The sequence below is a fragment of the Chlorobaculum sp. 24CR genome, assembly GCF_004118635.1.
GTDB lineage: Bacteria > Bacteroidota > Chlorobiia > Chlorobiales > Chlorobiaceae > Chlorobaculum.
Window position 1 is genome coordinate 1 of sequence record NZ_SDGU01000106.1, and the last position, 340, is coordinate 340.

The 340-nt window shown below is 40.9% G+C and carries 1 protein-coding gene; it reads right to left on the reverse strand.

Annotated elements, in window-relative coordinates:
* A partial coding sequence (locus EST62_RS13690) for a hypothetical protein (protein WP_209019453.1) occupies nucleotides 1–187 on the reverse strand: 187 nt, incomplete at its 3' end.
* Nucleotides 188–340 lie beyond the last annotated feature (153 nt).

Genomic DNA, 340 nt, shown 5'->3' on the forward strand with positions numbered 1-340 from the left:
AGTCAAGGTCGAGAAATTGAGTATAAAAAGTTGCATTCACAGCAGCTCCAACTCTTCTAAATACCTCGAAGCTCTGCTTCGAGGATCCTTTATTAACGCATTTTTCTTTTTTTACTAAGAGTATTGGATTTGTCCAACACGCACAATAGAGACCTGTTATATCCGTCGGAACAAGCCTTTTTTGCATCGCTAATGCTCAATATCAAACCATGAACAAGGGGAAGCAGTATAGCTAAAAAGCAACGCGAGCCTGTTCAGATAAGTGTGTAAACGGTCGTTTTCATAGAGGCATCCTTCCCTCGAATTTAATGGAAAACTGATTGATAACCGCCCCCCAGTT